Below are 18,359 nucleotides of genomic sequence, written 5' to 3' on the forward strand. Positions count from 1 at the left end.
GGCAAGCCTCGCAACCGGAACAGTGGATGGAGTGGGGTTTTGGACAAGAGCGAATTGCGCAAATTGCAGGAATTCCTGCGTAACGCCTTCGGCGCGCCCGGCATCAAGGTCGGTCTCGATCCCAGGGACGAGGAACAGGCGGCGGTGAGCTTCGGCGAGCGCGCCATCGGCACGATCTCCGTCGATGACGAGGACGGCGACCGCTCCTTCTCTTTCGCCATGAAAATTCCGGTCGAGCGCCCGGTGCTGCAAGATTATCTGCGCCGCCTGTTCGACAATGACGAACTTAAGATCGTGGCGCGGATGAAAAAGACCGATTCGGTCGAACTCAATCGCGGCGAGGATTTCCTGGGCGTGATTTCCGCCGACGATCCCAAGGGCAAGTCCTTCACCTTGCAGATGGCGATCCTCGATTACGATATCGAAGATTTGTGAGCGGCAAGAAAGCGTTTTTGCAGGGGAGGCGCAATCGATGACTCTTTATTCGCTCGACGGCGTCGCGCCGGAACTGCCCCCGGAGGGCCGGTATTTTATCGCCCCCGACGCCAATGTCATCGGCCGAGTCCGCCTCGGCGAGGACGCCAATGTCTGGTTCGGCGCAACCTTGCGCGGCGACAACGAATGGATCGATGTCGGCGCGAGGAGCAATATCCAGGACGGTTCGGTGCTGCATACCGACATGGGCGCGCCCCTGACCATCGGCGCCGACGTCACCGTCGGCCACGCCGTGATCCTGCATGGCTGCATCATCGGCGACGGCAGCCTGATCGGCATGGGCGCGACGGTGCTCAATGGCGCGAAAATCGGAAAATTCTGCATTGTCGGCGCCAATGCTTTGGTGACGGAAAACAAGGAATTTCCCGATTATTCGCTGATCGTCGGCTCCCCGGCCAAGGTCATCCGCCAGCTCGATGAGCCGGCGGCGCTCAAATTGCTCGCCAGCGCCCGCCACTACGCCGAAAATGGCCGCCGCTACCTCGCCGGACTGAAGAAGATCGGCTGACGATTTCTTCGTCACAGCACGACATTGGCGTCGAACACGTCATAAGACAAAGGCAGGGCGAATTCGAGCGCCATGCCATGGTCGAGACAGCGCACCACCCGCGCCGGGCGGCGGCCGATGTGCAGCAGGGCGCCGACAGGGGCCTTGTTCTCGCAGGCGATGGCTGCGCCGGAAACCGAAATATCGACGATGCGCGCCGTAAAGGCGCCGCCGTCGGGCAGACGGATCGTGGTCTCGACCTGATTGGGAACGATGCGCTCGTGCCGGCGGTCTTCCGGCAGGTCGAGCGCGTTGCGATTGGCCAGCCAGGTAAGCTGGTTGACCATTTTTTCCCTTTTTGCCGCGTGCATTGCGGCGGTCATGGCGAAACCATGTTCGAAATGGCGGACCACATGGCCCTCGATCCGTCCCAGCGCATCGAAATAGGCGATGATCCTCTCGCCGACCACGCCGCGAACTGGCGCGGTCAAGGCGAGGCCGCCGACCGAAATGTCGATCGTCTGGCAGGGGAACTCCCGCCGGTCCTCCAGCATGTAGCGTCCGAGCAGCGCGAGCTTGACACGTGCGTAGCGCCGCCGTTCCAGCGGTATTAATTTGAGTTTGGCATGGTGGCGCATCGGGCTGGCCGGGTTTTCCCCTTCAATCGATCGATCATAGCGAAGCTGGAGTTAATTCGCTGTTACGCCGGCGCGGCCCCGAGGCGACCGCGCCTGAATGCCTCGCGCTCTCCCGGTCCTTGCGAGGAATTTCTGCGAGCGGGAAGAGGAGCGCTCGAAGCGCGATCAAATCGACCGGCCGCCGGAAACGATGCAAAACGAGCGGCGCCGGGCCTTTACCCGTCGGTCCAGTTCCCCCGGAAGTTGCGGTTCCGTGTCGCCCTGCCGCGACAGCGGGAGGAGCGGGCCGGGCTCGGCTTTGTCGATGTAGCGCATCGCGACCATGCGCAGGCAGGCGGCCTGCCGCAAGCCGAGCCAGGCCGGAATGGCGGTTGGCGTCAGGGCGCCGAGCACGCGCGCATGGGTCTTGCCTTGATGACGCAAAGGCAGCAGCAGCAGTTCCAGCTGGGCCGGCCGGGCGTCCTGGGGCGCGGCGGTCAGCCCGGCGACGACCGGTCGCGTTTCGTCCAGCACCGAAACGATCATGGCGCCGATGCCCGGTCTTTCTTCCGGGGCGAACAGGCCGACGAAGGAATGACCCTTCTGCTCATCGAGAAACAGGGCGTTGAGTCTCGTGCCGGAAATGCGCACCGGAAAGCGCCGCTCGTCGTCCGCCTCCAAGATCATGGTGTCGGCAAGTATATGCCGGATCGCCGCCGGGTCGATTTCCGCGCGCTCGGGCGCCAGCCGCGCGCCGCGCAAGTGATTCCAGTAGCGGTAAAGCTCGCGGGTCGTCGCCTGTCTCATTTTTCCTTCCCCCGGTCGGCTTTTGGGACGATTGCGTTCGATGGCGGATCGAAAGGCCCTCGCGCGCCGCCGACCGGAGGGACGCTGCGAACTCCGGGCCAAGGGGCGAGGGCAATCAAGCGCGCGGGAGGTTGACGTTGCAAATCCTTGAGCTTTTTGGCACTCTCGCCTGCGTCCCGTCGAGCTTCGTCGGCAAGACGACCGGCGCGACCCAATGTTCACGCCGCCGATCCGCCATCGTTGTTCCAGCGGCGCGATTGCTCCGGCGCGCTGTTCGCGGTTTCCCGCAGCCGATCGAACCGCGATTCGCACATCCATCCGTCGAAAGCCCCCAAAATCATGCGCGATAGCCGCCGCGAGCCGATCTTCAACATTCCCGCCGTCGTCCTGGCTCTGCTGGCGTCGATGACCTTCATCCACATCGGGCGGCTTCTGACTTCGCCCGAAACCGACCTGCGCCTGCTCGCCACTTTCGGTTTCGTGCCGGCGCGGTTCGGCTTCCTGCTCGACCAGCGCGCGGTGCTCGAACACTTGACAAAGATCGCCAATGCCTCCGAATTCGAGGGCCAGCTCGGCGAGTTCTTCCTCACCTTTGCGCCGCCGTCCAAACTCTGGTTCACGCCGCTGAGCTATGCGTTCCTGCATGGCGACTGGACCCATCTGATCTTCAACGGCGTCTGGCTGGCGGCTTTTGGCTCCCCGGTGGCGCGGCGCTTTGGCGTTTCGCGCTTTCTGCTGCTCGGCGCGCTCGGCGCGGTCATTGGAGCGTTTTTCTTCCTGGCTTTTCATATCGCCGAACTGGCGCCGATGATTGGCGCCTCGGCCGCCGTTTCCGGCTATATGGGCGCGGCGTCGCGCTTCGTTTTCCAGCCGGGCGCGTTTTTCCGCAGTCCGATCTCGGTCGCCGGGGAGCCCCCTCTGGCTTCGCTGCCGGAACTGATGGCCAATCGCCAGACGCTGGCCTTTGTCGGCTTCTGGTTTGTCTCCAATCTGCTGATCGGCCTCGGCGGGCCGGGCTTTGGACTTTCCAGCGGCCCTATCGCCTGGGAAGCCCATATCGGCGGCTTCATGGCGGGCCTGCTGCTGGCGCCCCTGTTCGACCAAAGACGTAACGCTTGAAAGCCGGGGCCAAGCTTGCGCTCCAGCGCGAACCGGCGCATCTTCGAACGCCAAGACGGGCTGAAAGCCTGCGTTAAATCGGAGGACACCCAATGACAGTTGCACAAATTCTCGCCGCCAAAGGGAATGACGTTACGACCGCGCAGCCCCACCGGACTTTGCAGGAAATCGCGGCGTTGCTCGCCGAAAAAGGCATTGGCGCGGTCATTGTCACCGGCGGCGATGGCGATGTGCTGGGTATTTTGTCGGAGCGCGACATTGTTCGCGCGGTCGGCCGCCACGGCGCCGACGCCCTGAAGGACTCGGTGTCCAGACATATGACCAGCAAGGTCGCCACCGCGCGCATGGATGACGCCATCGACCATGTGATGGAACAGATGACCGTTGGACGTTTCCGCCATCTGCCGGTGGTCCAAAATGGCCACCTCAATGGCGTCGTCTCCATCGGCGACGTTGTCAAGCATCGGCTGGAAATGGTCGAATCCGAACATCGCGCCCTGTGCGATTATATCGCCACCGCCTGAACGCGAGCATTGCGCGCGATGACGCCCGTCCGCCGCCAAGCGGGCGGCTTGTGGCGTTGGGGTCACCGCGCTCCCGATAGCGTTGAACGGCGCGAACGCCTCCACCCGCCGCCCTTCACCCCGGCGTGCGGCCGTGCAATTGCCCCTCGATCGCGGCGACTTCGGCGATTTCGTTGAGTGCGCGCCGCGCCGCCTCGCGGCCGACGGCGATCAACTCGTCGGCGCGGTGAAAATCGAACAGGCCGATCTTCGACAGGCGCGCGTTGATCAAGACGTCGGGCGGATCGCCGGCGAGCCGCGAGCGGGCGATGCGGTCCTGGGTGATGTTGAAGGCGTCGAGCATGGCGGCGACGATGCCCGGCGCGCCATCGGCTCCGCGCCCGAACTGGCGGCGCAATTGGCGCGCCTCGCCGGCGCCCGGAAATTGCTCGCCCTCCCGGTCGGCGGCGGGGACCGGGTGGACGCCGTCGGCGATCAGCGCGCCGTGATAGGCGGTATCGCCGACCAGATTGACGGCAATCACCAGTTCAGCGCCCATGGCGCGGCACAAAGTCACCGGCACCGGATTGACCAGCGCGCCGTCGAACAGCCAGCGATGGTCGATATGCAGCGGCTCAAAAATGCCGGGCAGGGCATAGGAGGCCCGGATTGCCTGGACCAGATCGCCCCTGCGAAGCCAGACTTCGTGGCCGGAGCCGATTTCAGTGGCGACGGCGCCAAAGGTCAGCGGCAGGTTCTCGATCCGCCGGCCAGACAATTCGCGCGCCAGTTCGTCGCGTAATTTGCCGCCGCTCAGCATGCCGGCGCCGGAAAAGGACACGTCCATCAGCGCGAACACCCGCCTTTTGGTCAGCGAGCGGGCGAATTCCTCCAGTTGCGCGAGCCGCCCGGCGGCATAGCAGCCCCCGACCACCGCGCCCATCGAGGCGCCGGCGATCACGTCCACCGGAACTTTGCGCTCTTCCAGTTCTTTCAGTACGCCGATATGCGACCAGCCGCGCGCCGCGCCGGAACCGAGCGCCAGGCCGATGCGCGGACGGCGCTTGCGTTCCGGGCTCGCGCCGCCGCTCGCGCCGGAAAAGGAGTCGCCGGATTTCTCGAAGGCGTTCCAGTTAAAACCGAACATCGCCCGGCCCCCGATTAAAACATCCGCCCCCCGGCGGTTGAAGCCTGAATGGCGTGACGCCATCGCGACCCTGCCCGTTCATTTGGTCGGGATGAGCGCTGGAAACCGCCAACCTTCGGCAGAATTTCTTTCCATTCTCTCAATCTCGCCGATTCGCCGCAAGAAAGGAAGCAGTGGGGAAAAATGCCAACGCCCCCGCAAAGGTTCCGTAAAGTCGGGAACAAAAGCGCGCCGGCGCGCCCAGCGAAATTTTGACCTACGGGGCGAATTGGGCTAGCCCCGCTCGGCACGCGCTGTTTCGAGGCCGCCCGATGAATATTTATGCCGAGTTCCATGTCCGCATCGCCGCCATCCTCGACAGGTTCGCCAAGCAGGGACGCCTGCCGCGAGATCTCGATCTGGCGCGTTTCGTCGTCGAGCCGCCGCGCGACGCGAGCCTCGGCGATCTCGCCAGCAATGCGGCCATGGTTTTTGCCAAGGAGGCGAAGGCGACTTACGCCAATCCGCGCCAGCTGGCCGCCGATCTGGCGATCCAGTTGACCGAGGAGCCCGAGGTCGACAGGGCCGAAGTGGCCGGTCCTGGTTTCATCAACATCCGCCTCAAGCCGCGCGTCTTCACCGATATTTTGCGCGAAATCCTGGTCGAGGGCGTCGATTTCGGGCGCGGCGCCGCCGGTCGCGTCGCCGCCGCCAAGATCAATGTCGAATTTGTCTCGGCCAATCCGACCGGGCCGATGCATATCGGCCATGGGCGCGGCGCGGTGTTCGGCGACGCGCTCGCGGGGCTGGTGGAATTCGCCGGCTCGCAGGTGACGCGCGAATATTACATCAACGACGCCGGCGCCCAGGTCGATGTGCTCGCCAGTTCGGCCTATCTGCGCTATCTGGAGGCGCTCGGCGACAAAGTGACCATCCCCGAGGGCCTCTATCCCGGCGATTATCTGAAACCGGTCGGCGCTGCGCTGGCGGAAAAATATGGCGACAGGCTGCGGGGAAAACCCGAGGCGGAATGGCTCGCCCCGGTGCGCGACCTTGCGATTGACGCGATGATGGCGATGATCCGCGAGGATCTCGCGGCGCTCAACATCACCCATGAAGTGTTCTTTTCCGAGCGATCGCTGCACGTTAGGCACAATGGCGTTTCCGACGTCGAGGCGGCCATCGATGAGTTGCGCGCGAAAAAGCTGGTCTATGAGGGCCGTTTGCCGCCGCCGAAGGGCCAATTGCCCGAGGATTGGGAGGATCGCGAGCAGACCCTGTTCAAATCCACCGATTTTGGCGACGATATCGACCGGCCTTTGAAAAAATCCGACGGCGCTTTCACTTATTTCGCCTCCGACATCGCCTATCACCGCAAAAAGATCGAGGCCGGCTACGATGTGCTGGTCGATGTCTGGGGCGCCGACCATGGCGGCTATGTCAAGCGGATGAATGCCGCCGTCCTCGCCCTGTCCGGCGGGGCGACGACGCTCGACGTCAAATTGTGCCAGATGGTCAAGCTGATGCGCGACGGCGAACCGGTCAAGATGTCGAAACGCTCCGGCGACTTCGTGACTTTGCGGGAGGTCGTCGATGAAGTCGGCGTCGATGCGGTCCGCTTCATGATGCTGACGCGAAAAAACGACGCGCCGCTGGAATTCGACCTCGCCAGGGTGATCGAACAATCGCGCGACAATCCCGTGTTTTACGTGCAATACGCCCATGCGCGCGCCCATTCGGCGCTACGTCAGGGACGGGCGGCTTTCGCCGATCTCGACCTTTCGGCGACGCGGTTGGCGGCGGCGGACCTCGCGTTGCTGAGCGACGAGAGCGAACAGTCCTTGCTCAAATACCTGGCGCAATATCCCCGCGTCATCGAAAGCGCGGCGGCGGCGCATGAACCGCATCGTCTGGCCTTTTACCTGCACGATCTGGCGAGTTTTTTTCATTCTCACTGGAATCGCGGCAAAGATCAGCCACAATTACGCTTTGTTAATCAAGATAGCAGAGATTTGACCTGCGCCAGATTGGCCCTCGTGACAGGGTTGATACATGTGCTGGCGTCGGGATTGTCGGTTTTAGGTGTCAAGGCTCCGGAAGAGATGCGCTGAAGTTTTCGCGCAGGCCCCCTGAAAGGGGCGCTCTCGTCTCGGGCTTTTGCGTGATGCGAGGGTGCGCCATGGGTGAGTCAGCCGCTAAATTTCGTCCAGAAATCGATCTGGACGAGTTCGAACGTCGCCTGCGCGCCGCCGCGCCAGCGACCCATCCGGCGCCGCAAGCGGAAAATCGCGCCGATCCAATGGCGGAACTCGCCCGCCTGCTCGGCAGCGAGGGGGCCGCGAAAAAGGAAGATCCTTTCGAGGCCTTGTTTCGCGCCCAGGCGGCGATCCAGGAAATTCGCGGCGCGCCGTCGCCCTCGCCGGCGCCCCACGCGCCTTATGCGCCGCAGTTCGACGAGCGCGCCGAGGCGCAGGCCCGAGCGGACCATTTGGTGCGGGCAAGCCAATATCCCGCCGAGCATGCGCATTATCAGGAGGCCGAACCCGAATGGCGGCCGCATGCGCAGGAGGCCGCCGCCGGCTGGGATGGCCAATACGACGAATTTCCGGCGCAGGCTCCGCCGCCCGCCGGCAGGCGACGGGTGGTTTACGGCATGGCGGCTATTCTGCTGGCCGGCGTCGCCGCCATTGGCGCCACTCTGGCGATGCGCGCCAGGTCCGGCGGTCAGGAGGTCGTCACCATCCAGGCCGACGCCGATCCGGCGCGGATCAAGCCCGAACAGGCCGACAGCGCCCCAGCCAATGCGCAGACCTTGTTCGACCGCAAGGACAATGGCAATGTCGCCAAGGTCGTGGCCAAACAGGAACAGCCCGCCGATCTTGGCGCGACGGTGAAATCGGCGCGGGTCGTCGGCGCCGCCGCCGGCGTTCCGACGCCGCCGACGCCGCCGCCGCCGGCCGCCGCCGGACAGGCGACGCAGGGCGAAGCCGTTTTCCCGACGCCGAAAAAGGTCAAGACCGTTTCGGTTCGCGCCGACGGCAGCGTGATCGAAGGTCCCGACGCGCGACCGCAACTGGCGCGAAACAGCATTCCGAGCATGGCGGCGGGCGGCTTGCCGTCGGTAGCGCCTCCCGCTAACGGCGCGCAGTCCAATGGAGCGCAGACCAAGCCCGCGCCGGTCAAGACTCCGGCGACGACCAAATCGACCGAGCGGGCGGCGACCTCGACCACCGAAGCCGCCCTGAAGGCGCCGACCGCCCGGCCTCAGCCCGGCAAGCCCGCTCAAGGTGAGCATGCCGGCGAGACCGGCGGTTTCGCGGTGCAGCTTGCCGGTTCGCCGAACGAAGCGGAAGCGCGGGCCGCCGCCAACACGCTGAGCGCCAAATATGCGAGCGCCCTGCAGGGCCGCCACGCGACCTTCGTTCAGGCCAAGGTAGGCGACAAGACGGTCTATCGCGTCCGCGTCGGCCACTTGCCCGAGGAGACGGCAAAGTCGGTGTGCTCGGCGATCAAGGGACAGGGCGGCAGTTGCTTCGTCGCCCGGAACTGAAGGAGTCGCTTGTTCGCCCGTCCCGCGCTAAAAGGGGATCGGTAGGGAGGGGCTGTGTCGGAAGGGCCGTCGAAAGACGGGGTTCGGGCTCGCCCAAGCTGGTTGAAGCGAGGGAGCCGTCGATCGCGATGCGCCGCGATCGAGGAGAAAAAGAACCATGAGTCAACCATGAGGCATCGCGCTTTTATCGCCGGCTGCGCCGGCCTTGCCCTCAGCGCCGACGAGCGCGCTTTTTTTGCGGAAGCGCGGCCCTGGGGGTTGATTTTGTTCCGGCGCAATATCGACCACCCCGATCAGGTGCGGGCGTTGACGGCTTCATTTCGCGACATCGTCGGCGATGGCGCCGCCGTCCTGGTCGACCAGGAGGGCGGCAGGGTGCAGCGCCTCAGCGGCCCGCATTGGCCCGCCTATCCGCCCGCCGCCGCGTTCGGCCGGATTTCGAATCGGATTTCTCGCAAATCGACGCCCGACGACGAAAAGCTCGCGACCGCCTCCGCCCGTCTCATCGCCCACGACCTGCGCGCCGTCGGCATCGACATCGACTGCCTGCCGGTGCTGGACACGCCCATGGCCGGCGCCCATGAAATCATCGGGGATCGCGCCTATGGCGACAATCCCGCCGACGTGGCGCGCCTGGGTCGCGCCGCCGCGCTTGGCCTGATGGCGGGCGGGGTGATGCCGGTGATGAAACATATTCCCGGCCATGGCCGGGCGCTGGCCGACAGCCATCTCGAATTGCCGATTGTCGCGGCCTCGCGCGAAGAGCTTGAGCGCGATTTCGCGCCATTTCGCGCCAATGCCGACCTTCCCGCGGCGATGACCGCGCATGTCGTCTATCGATCCATCGATGCGCAGTTTCCGGCCACCCATTCGCGCCTGGTGGTCGAGACCGTCATTCGTGGCGAGATCGGCTTCGACGGCCTGCTGATCAGCGACGACCTGTCGATGCAGGCGCTCGATGACGGATTTTTCGAGCGTTCGGCTCGCTCTTTCGCCGCCGGTCTGGACCTTGCCCTGCATTGCAATGGCGATCTGAACGAGGCGGGGTCGGTGGCCCAGGCCGCGCCGCTGCTCAACGGCAAGGCGCTGGAGCGCGTTGCGCGCGCCCGCGCCAGCGTGGCCCGGCGTCATTCCGAGGCTTCGCCGTTCGATCCTGCGAAAGCGCGGGCCGAACTCACATCGGTTCTTGCGGCTTTGGCCTGATTCGCCCAGTCTGTCGGTTCGATTCGCGGCGCAGGCTTTGGAGCGGCGGCGGGGCGCGTTTGGAAAAGGGACGTTTGGAATAAGGTCGATGGCGCGGCAGAAGGTCGATTCTTTGACGGAATTCGAGACGCAGGGCGGCGATACCCGGGATCGGGCGTCCGGCGACGCGGATTTTCGCGTAGATCTCGACGGCTACGAAGGGCCGCTCGACCTGCTGCTCGAATTGGCGCGCCGCCAGAAAGTCGATTTGAGCCGCATTTCCATCCTCGCCCTGGCCGAGCAATATCTCGAATTCATCGAAGCGGCGCAACGGGTGCGGCTGGAGCTGGCCGCCGATTATCTGGTGATGGCGGCCTGGCTGGCCTATCTCAAGTCGCGCCTGCTGCTGCCGGCGCCGCCGAAGGGCGAGGAGCCCGACCCCGTAGAACTCGCCGCGAGCCTCGCCCAGCGGCTGCGCCGCCTTCAGGCGATCCGCGCGGCGGCGGCGCTGCTGATGGAGCGCCCGCAACTCGACCGCGAGTTGTTTTTTCGCGGCGCCCCCGAAGGGCTCGACATCGTCAATGCGCCGCTCTACCGGGCGAGCCTGTTCGATCTCCTCTCCGCCTATGCGCGGCAGCGGCAGAAACAGGTCCTGTCCCACGTCTCGTTCAAGACCCGGCAGGTGTGGTCGCTGGCCGAAGCCCGCGAGGCGCTGGAGCGGCTGATTGGCCGGAGCGTGGAATGGAGCGCGCTCGACGATTATCTTCTGACCTGGGGCGCGACGCCGGCGCAGACGCGCACCATGCGCGCATCGACTTTCTCGGCCTCGCTCGAAATGGTGCGGGAAGGGCTGATCGACCTGCGCCAGGACCGCGCCTTCGCGCCGCTCTGGGTGCGGCGAAAGCAGGAGCCGCCGCCGGCGATCGCGGCGGAATGATCATGGCGAAGAAGCAGCAGAAGGCGCTGTTCGATCTGGCGGCGCAGGACGCCGTCGATCTTCTGGCGCGCGCCAGGCCCGATGAGGCGATGCGGGAGAATATGCGTATTTGCGAGGCGCTGATTTTCGCCTCTACCGAGCCGCTGAGCGAGGAGGAAATGGTCAAGCGCCTTCCCGACGGCGCGGATCTCTCCGCCGCTCTGGCCTATCTCAAGGCCGATTATTTTACGCGCGGCGTTCATCTCGTCCGGGTTGCGAAAAAGTGGATGTTCCGCACCGCGCCCGATCTCGCCTGGGTGTTGCAGCGGGAAAAGAAGGACGCGAAGAAGCTTTCGCGCGCCGCGCTGGAGACTTTGGCCATCGTGGCCTATCACCAGCCGGCGACGCGCGCGGAAATCGAGGATATTCGCGGCGTGGCTTTGTCCAAGGGGACGATGGACGTCCTGCTGGAAACCGGCTGGGTGCGGCTGCGCGGACGCCGCCGCGCGCCGGGACGGCCCGTCACCTATGGCACGACGGAAAGTTTTCTCGCGCAATTCGGTCTCGAACAGATTTCAGATCTGCCCGGCCTCGATGAGCTCAAGGGCGCCGGCCTGTTCGACGGCCGCCTGCCCAAGGGGTTTGGCGTGCCGCAACCGCGCGACGACGCTGACCTGACCGAGGACGAGGAGCCGCTGGGCGACCAACCGCTCGAGCAATCCTTCGCCGCCGACCTGCCGGAAGAGACGTCCGAGGAGTGAGGCAAAACTTAATCAAAAGCTTTAATTATGTCTTTTAAGTCTATATTTTTAAACACGTTCTCTTTCTGATCTCATGTGATTTTGCAGCAATTTTTTCGTAACCAAAATTCGTCCTGCCCGGCCATAGCCTGCCGGGAGACGGGCGTCTTTCGACACCCTGTGCGCCAGGCCGCCACGCTCAAATCCGAAGGTTGAGCGCAAGCGTCGCCGCGCGGATGGCGGACGCGCCCGGCCATAACGATGGTCGTCGGCAAATTAGCGCGGCTTCCTCGGCTTTTTCTCGGTGTTGGCGGGGGCGGGCGCCTCGCGATCGAGCCGCTCGACGCCGACCTTGTCGCCGCCGGGGCGGCGCATGTTCTTCAAAAAGGCGCTGGCTGCCTCGCCCGAAATCTCGACATTGGTCTCATTGGGGAAAATGCGGATCGCGCCGATGTCGGCGCGGTTCACGCCGCCCTTGCGGCACAGCATCGGCAACAGCCATTTCGGATCGGCGTTCTTGGCCCGGCCGATGTCGAGCCGGAACCAGATCGCGCCGGGCATCGGCTCCTTGTGGGATTTGGCGCCCTTGCCCGGCGAAAAGTCTGTTGGCCGGCGCGGCGAAGACTCGAACCCGGGATCGGCGACCTCCTCAGCCGTCGGCAGGCGGGAGCGCAGCATGCGGGCCAGCGTCGCGGCGATTTTTTCGGGTCCCAACTCGCTCAGCAGCAGGTCTGCCAGTTCGCTGTCGTCCTCGCTGCTTTCCTCGGCCAGAACCGCGTCCTGCAGAATCCGGCGGCGGTCGAGCTGCCTGATCTCCTCGGCGGTCGGCGGCGCCCCCCATTCGACCTGCACATGGGCGCCCGAAATGAGGTTTTCGGCGCGGCGTCGCGCCTTGGGCGGCACCAGCAGCACGCTGACGCCCTTGCGCCCGGCGCGGCCGGTGCGGCCCGAGCGATGTTGCAGAGCTTCGGCGTCATGCGGCAGGTCGGCGTGGATGACGAGTCCGACGGTCGGCAGGTCGAGCCCGCGCGCCGCGACATCGGTGGCGACGCAGACCCGCGCCCTGCCGTCGCGCAGCGCCGCCATCGACAGGTTGCGCTCGTGCTGGCTCAATTCGCCTGACAGCAAGGCGGCGGAAAAGCCGCGCTCCTGGAGAATCGCCTGCAAGTGGCGCACCGAATCGCGGGTGTTGCAGAACACGATGGCCGTCGGCGACTCATAGTAGCGCAGCAGATTGACCACGGCCTTCTCGGTCTCGCGCGGATCGACGCGCACCGCGCGATATTCGATGTCGGCATGGCTGGCCGCCTCGCCCGCCGCTTCGATGCGCAAGGCGTTGCGCTGGTATTTCCTGGCCAGAGCGGCGATGCTTTTCGGCATGGTCGCCGAAAACATCAGCGTGCGTCGGCTTTCCGGCGTCGAGTCGAGGATGAATTCGAGATCCTCGCGAAACCCCATGTCGAGCATTTCATCGGCTTCGTCGAGCACCACCGCGGCAAGCTGCGACGTGTCGAATGCGTTGCGCTCGATATGGTCGCGCAAGCGCCCCGGCGTGCCGACGACGATATGGGCGCCTTGTTGCAGGGCGCGGCGCTCGGCGCGCTGGTCCATGCCGCCGACGCAAGAGACGATGCGCGCGCCGGCATGGAGATAGAGCCATTGCAACTCGCGCGCGACCTGAAGCGCCAGTTCGCGGGTCGGGGCGATCACCAGGCCGAGCGGCGCGTTGGCCTCCACGACTTTCTCGCCGGAGCCGATCAGCTCCGCGCCCATGGCGAGGCCGAAAGCCACGGTCTTGCCGGAACCGGTCTGGGCGGACACCAGAATGTCGCGCCCCTCCGCTTCGGGCCGCAGCACGGCGGTCTGGACCGGGGTGGGTTGTTGGTAATCATGCTCGCGAAGTGCGCGCGCCAGCGGCGGGCTGGCTTTTTCGAAGGTCAAGGCGGGGCCGATCTGTTTTTGCAAGCGACGCGGCGCGACGCTCATATTCTTGTTTTACGGGCATATATCGCCCCTCATAGCGCGCAGCGCAAGCCATGATGCGGTCCATTGCGCGGCTCGCGGACAGGTCGTTGGCTTCGCCGAAGCCAGGCGCGAAGCGCGAAAAGCGCTACATTCGACGGGCGCCTGAGCGCGCCCGATGGCTGGTGGTGACAGCCTTTTTTTGGGGCCGCCATCGCCGGCATTATTGCCCGCGCTTCACCGTCGAGGCGAAGCGCAAAGCCTCCTCGGCGGCGCGAAACAGCGCGCGCGCCTTGTTGACGCATTCGCGCTGTTCGCTCGCCGGATCGGAATCATAGACGATGCCGGCGCCGGCCTGCACATGCATGTTGCCGTCCTTGACCACGGAAGTGCGCAGCACGATGCAGGTGTCCATTTCGCCCGAGGCGCCGAAATAGCCGATGCAGCCGCCGTAAATGCCGCGCTTGTCGCGTTCCAGTTCGTCGATGATTTCCATCGCCCGCACCTTTGGGGCGCCCGAAACCGTGCCGGCGGGAAAGCCGGCGGCCAGAGCGTCGATGACGTCATGGGAGGGGTCGAGCCGGCCTTCGACATTGGAGACGATATGCATGACATGGCTGTAGCGCTCGACGGTAAAACGCTCGGTCACTTCCACCGTGCCGATTTCCGCCACTCGCCCGACATCGTTGCGGCCAAGGTCGAGCAGCATCAGATGTTCGGCGCGCTCCTTCTCGTCGGCGAGCAATTCGCGCTCCAGCGCCTCGTCCTGCGCTCGGGTTTCGCCACGCCAGCGCGTCCCGGCGATGGGCCGGATCGTCACCTTGCCCTCGCGCGCGCGCACCAGGATTTCCGGGCTGGAGCAGACGATCTGGAAACCGCCGAAATCGAGATAGCACAGATAGGGCGCGGGATTGACCCGCCGCAAGGCCCGGTAAAGCGCGAAGGCCGGAAGCTGGAACGGGGAGGTGAAGCGCTGCGACAGCACGACCTGGAAAATATCGCCGGCGCGAATATAGGCCTTGGCCTGTTCGACCATTTCCAAAAATTGCGCCTCGGTCGTATTCGAGACCGGGGGGCAGCTTTGCAGCAGCGGCGCGTCCTGCGCCTGGGCCTCGGTGCGAAGGGGCCCCTCCAGCAAGGCGACCAGCGATTCGAGCCGCGCTATGGCGCTTTCATGGGCCGCTTTGGCGTGGACTCCCGGTTGCGGGCGCACGGGCGTCACCAGCGAAATCTCGTCGCGCACCGAATCGAACACCGCCATCAGGGTCGGGCGCACCAGCAGCGCGTCCGGCGTGCCGATCGGATCGGGTTTCGCGGGCGCCAGCCGCTCCATCTCTCGCACCATGTCATAGCCAAGATAGCCAAACACCCCGGCGGCCATCGGCGGCAGGTCGCAAGTTCCTTTCCCTTCGGAGGGAATCGCCGATTCGTCGAGCAGCAGGCGCAGCGCGTCGAGCGGCTTTTCCGTGCAGGGGACGAAAGCGTCGCGGTCCAGCCGAACGGCCCGGTTGATCTCGGCCTTGCCGTCGATCACGCGGAAAATCACGTCCGGATCGAGACCGATCATCGAATAGCGGCCGCGCGCCGCGCCACCTTCGACCGATTCGAGCAGGAACACATCGCCCTCGCGCCCGCTCGACAGCTTTAGAAACGCCGAGACCGGGGTTTCGAGATCTGCGACCAGCGTCAGGCTGACCAGCGAGGGTTCGCCCGCCTCGTACCGCGCGGCGAAAGCGTCGAATTCGGGCAGGAACATCGCCGTGCCGCTCACTGTTGCGCGCCGATGGCGGCGCGCAGCGCGGCCTGATTGACCTTGGCGCCCAATTGCATTTGCAGGCCCCCGACAAATTGTTCGAGCAGATCGTCGGCGTTGGAGGCCTCAAGCTGCGGCGCCACCGCGACGAGTTGCGGGTTGGCGCGGTCGAGCGGCGGCGTGACGGCGTCGGTGACCTTGAGCACCACGCGCGAACCCTTTTCGCCCAGCGCCACGCCGGCGGCGCCGACCGGCAGGCCGAAGATTTGCGCCACCACGGCCTCGGTCAGGCCGGGAGCGCCCGTCCGCTTGACGCCCTGCGCCGTGCGCGGCTCGACGCCATTGGCGGCGGCAAGCGCCGCGAGCGAGGCGCCGGAATCGATCTGGCGCGCCAGTTCATTGGCCCGGGCGGCGAGATCGCGCTGGGCGTTGGCTTCGCGCAGCGACTGGATTACGGCGGGCTTGACCTCGTCGAGCGTCGGCTGTCGCGAGGGCTCGATGGCGACCACCTCGAACCAGGAGAATCCGCCGTCCTTGCGCGAAACCGAATCATTATCGACGCCGACATCGGAGGCGAAGATCGCCTTGACCAGGTCCGAAGCGCCGGCAAGCGCCGGAATGGGCGCGGTCTTGCTCAATACCGCCTGGCCCTCGCCGGCGGCGTCGGTGACATAGGTCTGGGTTTTGAGGCCGAGCGCCTCGGCGGCCTGCTCAAGGGTCTTGCCGGCGGAGCGAAGATCCTCGATCCTGTCGTGCAGTTTCTGCGCCTCGCCCTTCGCCGCGCCCTGCGCGAGTTCGGCCTTGATCTGCTCCTTGACCTCACCGAATCCTCTGGTCAAGCCCGGCTCGATTCCCTTGACTTCCAGCAGGACCCAGCCGAACTGGCCCTGCACCGGGGCGGTGACGCCCGGACGGGGCAGGGCGAAGGCGGCCTCGGCCACGGCCTTGTCGAACAGGTCGGCTTTGGTCGTCACGGCGAGATCGGCGAGCACGCCGCCGGCCTGCCTGTCGGCGGCGACCGCCTCGAAGGATTCGCCTTTGGCGATGCGCGAGGCGGATTTTTCCGCCGCCTCGCGCGAGGAAAAAGTCAATTGCGCGATGGCGCGCTTTTCCGGCGCGGCAAAGCGTTGGGCGGCGTTGAGGTCATAGAATTTCTGCGCGGCTTCATCCGCGATCGGCAGGGTTTTGGCGATTTCGGCCGGTGAGGCGACCAGCAGATTGACCTTGCGGTATTGCGGCGTGCGGTAGGCGTCGCGGCGCAGGTCGTAGTAAGCCTTGATCGCCTCCTCGTCGGGCGCCGCCGTCAGGCTGGCGTCGGCGGCGGGAAGGACGAAATAATCCGCCTTGCGGGTCTCGTTGGCGAAAATATTGATCGCGGCGAGCAGGACGTCCGGCAGTTGGAGCCCTCCGGTGACGGCGACGGCGATCTGCCGGCGCAACGAAGCCTGCCGCTGTTCGCGCACATAGCCGGCTTCCGTATAGCCATTGTCGCGCAGCAATTCGTCCATCCGGGCCTGGTCGAAGACGCCGGTTAATCCGGCAAACGTCTTGTCGGCCTTGATGATCCTGGCGATTTCCGCGTCGGAGGCGGCGAGCCCGAGCTTTTGCGCCTCCTGGTCGAGCGCCGCGCCGGTCAGAAGCCGGGCGAGCACCTGGCGGTCGAGGCCCATGCGCAGAGCCTCGTCATTGGTGACGGGTCGGCGCGCCTGACGCTGGAGACGCTGCAATTCGTTCTGATATTCGCCGCGAAATTGCTGGACGCCGATTTCCTCGGCGCCGATCGTCGCGATCTGATGGGCGCGGAAATTGGTGAAGACGTCGCGAATGCCGAAAAAGCCGAAGCCGACCACAATCAGTCCGGCGAAGATCGCAAGGATCGTCCGGCCAACAAAGTTCTTCGACATGACACGCAGGCCACCGAGCATGGATTTTCTCTTGGTATGCGCCGTGGGGCGCGCTGGGAACAGTTGGACGCCGATCGTGCGACGGGCCTTAAAAACAAGCCCGTCTTTTCGACGGGCTTTGGCGGCGGACTATAGAAACGCCAAAGCCCGCGCGCAATCCACTTGCCGCGAGAGAATGCGAGAGAATGAATGAGGGTTTGGCGAGGATTTGCGAAGCGGAAGCGGCTCGGCAAGCTGGCAGCCCCTTTCCCCCTTCAACTGAGGGGAAAGGGCCAGCCTTCCGGCTAGCGTTCCAGGTCTACGAACTCAGACTAACAATGCCGTCATGCCCGTGCCTGTCACGGGCATCCACGCCGTGTCAAAGCTTCATCGGCAACGGAAATGCACGAATCTGCGGGTTCTTCGAGGAACATCGCCGGCTCGTTGGCGTGGAGATGGCCGTGACAAGCACGGCCATGACGCTCCCGAGCATCAAAGTTAAACCGGGTTCGGAGCCCCGGCTTGGATTCAGAGCCGGCCAAGCCCTTCCTCATAACTGACCTTCGGAAAAGTCTCGTCATATTTGGCGGCGCCGTCGGCGATGGCGTCGATTTTCGCCGCGGTATCGAATTTCTTCATTTTGGTCTTGTCGAGATAAAAGAAATCGATCAACTCGTTATAGACCGACACGTCGTCATAGGGCAGGACGTAGAGCGACTTGTCGCCGAAGCCGACCTGATAGCGGTCGCCGCGTTTCACATCGCCGACATAGATGAAATATTTCCCTTCGGGCTTGATCGTGTCGCCGAGAACTTCGACCAGAGCGGGCAGTTCCTTGTAACTCGCCAATTGGCCGGCGAGAAAGGACAGCGCCTGATCGCCTTCGTCGGCGGCGGCGAACACGGCGGTCAGATGGAGTTCCGGATCATGGGCGAGGGCGATCTCGCCGCGAAAGCCGAAACGGCCGGCGCTATGGGTTGGGCCCTTGTGCGCCGGCTTGACGAGGCGATCCTCGGACTCAAGGCGCTGGAAGGCGGTGGTTTCGATGGAGGACATGGTCTGGCTTTCGAATTTCCGCTCCTTCTTGAGATATTCAAGACCGTAGCGGCTGGATGGGCTGAATTCGTGGGGCGGCATGTCGGACGCGCGCGAAAGGACGGCGCGGGGCCGCGACCGATGCGGTATCGTGCTTCATGCGTCGGGATTTGGTCGTGTTGCG

General features: G+C 64.9%; 16 protein-coding genes. 9 read left to right on the forward strand and 7 right to left on the reverse strand.

The genetic code is table 11. The features are described from left to right. Positions 1-435 (forward strand): DUF3126 family protein (locus tag QZY01_RS22225; RefSeq protein ID WP_342394923.1); only part of this gene is annotated, 435 nt, incomplete at its 5' end. A gap of 37 nt (positions 436-472) precedes the next feature. Further along, on the forward strand, positions 473-1,003 hold the full coding sequence (locus QZY01_RS22230; RefSeq protein ID WP_294541630.1) for a gamma carbonic anhydrase family protein: 531 nt from the start codon (positions 473-475) through the stop codon (positions 1,001-1,003). 11 nt (positions 1,004-1,014) lie between these two features. Here the strand turns inward: QZY01_RS22230 and QZY01_RS22235 are convergent, their stop codons facing one another. Continuing rightward, complete coding sequence (locus QZY01_RS22235) at positions 1,015-1,620, reverse strand: PilZ domain-containing protein (protein ID WP_294541634.1); 606 nt, start codon at positions 1,618-1,620, stop codon at positions 1,015-1,017. Between the two features lie 165 nt (positions 1,621-1,785). Then, positions 1,786-2,406, reverse strand: a complete 621-nt coding sequence (locus tag QZY01_RS22240) for a PAS domain-containing protein (protein ID WP_294541636.1) — start codon at positions 2,404-2,406, stop codon at positions 1,786-1,788. 339 nt (positions 2,407-2,745) lie between these two features. Between QZY01_RS22240 and QZY01_RS22245 the strand changes: the two genes are divergently transcribed. Both QZY01_RS22245 and QZY01_RS22250 read left to right on the forward strand, forming a co-directional pair. Then, on the forward strand, positions 2,746-3,525 hold the full coding sequence (locus tag QZY01_RS22245) for a rhomboid family intramembrane serine protease (protein WP_294541639.1): 780 nt from the start codon (positions 2,746-2,748) through the stop codon (positions 3,523-3,525). A gap of 92 nt (positions 3,526-3,617) precedes the next feature. Further along, on the forward strand, positions 3,618-4,049 hold the full coding sequence (locus QZY01_RS22250) for a CBS domain-containing protein (RefSeq protein WP_294541641.1): 432 nt from the start codon (positions 3,618-3,620) through the stop codon (positions 4,047-4,049). Between the two features lie 115 nt (positions 4,050-4,164). On the opposite strand, the gene QZY01_RS22255 is transcribed toward QZY01_RS22250, so the two are convergent. Next, positions 4,165-5,175 (reverse strand): patatin-like phospholipase family protein, encoded by a 1,011-nt coding sequence (locus QZY01_RS22255; protein WP_294541643.1) that lies wholly within the window; start codon positions 5,173-5,175, stop codon positions 4,165-4,167. A 311-nt stretch (positions 5,176-5,486) separates the two neighbouring features. On the opposite strand from QZY01_RS22255, the gene argS reads away from it, so the two are divergent. The 5 genes from argS to scpB all read left to right on the forward strand — a co-directional run bounded on the left by argS (position 5,487) and on the right by scpB (position 11,563). Beyond that, a complete protein-coding gene (argS, locus tag QZY01_RS22260; RefSeq protein ID WP_294541646.1) occupies positions 5,487-7,265 on the forward strand; it encodes an arginine--tRNA ligase in 1,779 nt (592 codons plus the stop codon). Between the two features lie 68 nt (positions 7,266-7,333). Continuing rightward, complete coding sequence (locus QZY01_RS22265) at positions 7,334-8,704, forward strand: SPOR domain-containing protein (protein WP_294541649.1); 1,371 nt, start codon at positions 7,334-7,336, stop codon at positions 8,702-8,704. A gap of 168 nt (positions 8,705-8,872) precedes the next feature. Next, positions 8,873-9,907: a beta-N-acetylhexosaminidase gene (gene nagZ, locus QZY01_RS22270; RefSeq protein ID WP_294541651.1), complete on the forward strand. Its 1,035-nt coding sequence runs from the start codon at positions 8,873-8,875 to the stop codon at positions 9,905-9,907. An 88-nt stretch (positions 9,908-9,995) separates the two neighbouring features. Then, positions 9,996-10,823 carry a ScpA family protein gene (locus QZY01_RS22275; protein WP_294541653.1) on the forward strand — a complete coding sequence of 276 codons (828 nt, stop codon included), beginning with the start codon at positions 9,996-9,998 and terminating at the stop codon, positions 10,821-10,823. A gap of 2 nt (positions 10,824-10,825) precedes the next feature. Beyond that, positions 10,826-11,563, forward strand: a complete 738-nt coding sequence (scpB, locus tag QZY01_RS22280) for an SMC-Scp complex subunit ScpB (RefSeq protein ID WP_294541656.1) — start codon at positions 10,826-10,828, stop codon at positions 11,561-11,563. Between the two features lie 255 nt (positions 11,564-11,818). Here scpB and QZY01_RS22285 read toward each other — a convergent pair whose 3' ends face one another. From QZY01_RS22285 to QZY01_RS22300, 4 genes are all read right to left on the reverse strand, one after another. Beyond that, positions 11,819-13,483 carry a DEAD/DEAH box helicase gene (locus QZY01_RS22285; protein WP_294541719.1) on the reverse strand — a complete coding sequence of 555 codons (1,665 nt, stop codon included), beginning with the start codon at positions 13,481-13,483 and terminating at the stop codon, positions 11,819-11,821. A 244-nt stretch (positions 13,484-13,727) separates the two neighbouring features. Beyond that, positions 13,728-15,260 (reverse strand): anthranilate synthase component I, encoded by a 1,533-nt coding sequence (trpE, locus tag QZY01_RS22290; RefSeq protein WP_294541722.1) that lies wholly within the window; start codon positions 15,258-15,260, stop codon positions 13,728-13,730. An 11-nt stretch (positions 15,261-15,271) separates the two neighbouring features. After that, the gene (locus tag QZY01_RS22295) at positions 15,272-17,182 is read right to left on the reverse strand and encodes a peptidylprolyl isomerase (RefSeq protein WP_294541657.1); all 1,911 of its coding nucleotides are present in this window, start codon (positions 17,180-17,182) and stop codon (positions 15,272-15,274) included. Between the two features lie 486 nt (positions 17,183-17,668). Next, entirely contained in the window at positions 17,669-18,277 is a 609-nt protein-coding gene (locus tag QZY01_RS22300; protein WP_294541658.1) for a hypothetical protein, read from the reverse strand. Positions 18,278-18,359 lie beyond the last annotated feature (82 nt).

Source organism: uncultured Rhodoblastus sp. (genome assembly GCF_903903185.1).
Classification (GTDB): Bacteria; Pseudomonadota; Alphaproteobacteria; order Rhizobiales; family Beijerinckiaceae; genus Rhodoblastus.